Genomic DNA, 1,829 nt, shown 5'->3' with positions numbered 1-1,829 from the left:
CCTCCGGAATCTCTCTGAGTGCTCGTGATACGACTGCCAGAGTTTCATCCGGTGGCTGGTAGTACTTCATCTGCATCGATATGTTTGTCTGCAGAGCATAGAGAGTGCTTTCATATTTGCTTGAGGAATGGGGGATCGGAACTAAGGCCGTGATAGCCGCATTAACTAGGGCTACGATTGCCACTGAAACGACAATAAGAATTGCTCTGTCTCTTGTTCTGTTCACGAAGAGATAGGAAAGACAATGATTTACGAAAACAATAATGAATACTAGAAGGAGAGGCCCACCAATAGTAAGTAACTGAGAGATTCCTTGCTGCCCATTTAGAAGCGCATCAGAGAGTCTTCCGTTAGTGAAGCCGAGCGGGCCGATCTCTCTCAGATATTCTGTAACCGTAAAGAATGAAGCGGCAAAAAGAGCTAGAATAACCGGGTATCTGTCGAAGAATCTCTGATACAAACCATAAACTAGACCAAATACTAGAAAGGGAACGGCCATTACAATTCCCATCAAGAAGAAGACGACGACCCCTATGAAATTGGGAAATGAATTCAGTACTTCGGGAACGTTCACTGTCAACACTGGGAGCTGCCAGTAATGGGTTAGAAGAAGGTATACAAAGCCCCAGACGAAGGCTCTCAAAGCCCCCTTTAGGGGTGATACATCTTTCATTGCCATGAATAAAGGGATCAGGGCGACCCATATCAAGTACCCCCAAAGCATTCCCGGCATGGCCAGTGCAGTGAGAGCTGCCGAAACAAGAACTAGGACCACTAAAGTTCACCCCTGGTTCGGAGGATTCTTTCAATTGCTTCTGCCACACCTCCGCTGTTGTTGTCTCTAACTGTGACAAAACTCGCGTGTTTTTTGACACCAAGTGGACCATTAGCCATTACGATCGGCAAAGCCACTTTCTTCAATATCTCCAAATCGTTGTAGTTATCACCTATGTGAGCTACACTATCCCAGTCTAGATTGAGATAATCGAGTATGTGCCTAAGACCTTTCTCTTTTCCAACGCCCGGTCCAAAGAACTCGTAGAATGCGTGATCTTCAAGGGAATCGTTCTTCACTACAGTGACGTTTTGGAGATGGGAATTCGACTCAAGAATAAGGTCCTTGATCAAGGATTCTTTGCCTTCTACAGCGATTTCTGGAATTCCGTCGTTTGAGATTCTCTTTAGCGGATTCTCTTCAAATACCATGCGGTACTTGTTATGTCTGTAGTACTCTCTGTAAGGGGAATCGTAAGGCCCAACGGTAGAGATATCGGGAAGTGTGAAGAAGTCAAAGAAGACCAGAGTATTCAGGCTCTTTTCTGTTGCTCTTTTGTATATCATCCTTGCCTTGCTGGGATCGAGGACAGACCTTGAAATCACCTTGATCTCTTCTCCATGGCCGAAAGTTACCAGAGCGCCGTTCTGATACGAGACAGGGACATCGATTCCAAGCTGCTCAACGTACTCATGGCCTGAAACGTAGCTTCTTCCTGTGGATATTGAAACCGCAATTCCCATTTCGAGAGCGCGGCGTATAGCATTTTCATTTTCCTGAGAGATTTTCTTCTCATCATTTAGAAGAGTACCGTCGAGATCAATAACTATGAGCCGAATCATCTTCCAACCTCCAGCAATCTATTACCTGAAAAGTCTCGAGCCTGTTGTTTTTTGACTTCACCCACCTGGCATGGATCGGAAATGCAAACTCCGGCGCCAGCCTTCCGTTAAGGCCCATTCTCTCGCTTCGGGACTGTTGAACAATCCCGGATTGGCAATGATCTTGAGCACCATGGGACCCTCTACCCATCTAACTTCATCGATCGAATCAA

1 protein-coding gene and 1 pseudogene are annotated in these 1,829 nt (G+C 45.9%); both read right to left on the bottom strand.

Annotated features, from left to right (window positions below; genetic code table 11):
* A pseudogene (locus BG32_RS11515) lies at nt 1-775 on the bottom strand (apolipoprotein N-acyltransferase); the annotation flags it as partial.
* Nucleotides 775-1,617, bottom strand: a complete 843-nt coding sequence (locus BG32_RS11510; RefSeq protein WP_006486596.1) for a Cof-type HAD-IIB family hydrolase — start codon at nt 1,615-1,617, stop codon at nt 775-777. The pseudogene BG32_RS11515 and the gene BG32_RS11510, both read right to left, overlap by 1 nt.
* Between the last annotated feature and the right edge of the window lie 212 nt (nt 1,618-1,829).

Source organism: Mesotoga sp. HF07.pep.5.2.highcov, from assembly GCF_003666285.1.
GTDB classification, from domain to species: domain Bacteria; phylum Thermotogota; class Thermotogae; order Petrotogales; family Kosmotogaceae; genus Mesotoga; species Mesotoga prima.
Note: the sequence above shows the minus strand (reverse complement) of the source record. Positions and strands in the feature narration are given on the sequence as shown.

Coding starts and splice junctions, on each gene's coding strand:
- BG32_RS11510 (WP_006486596.1), bottom strand. CDS start 1,617: ATGATTCGGCTCATAGTTATTGATCTCGACGGTACTCTTCTAAATGAT.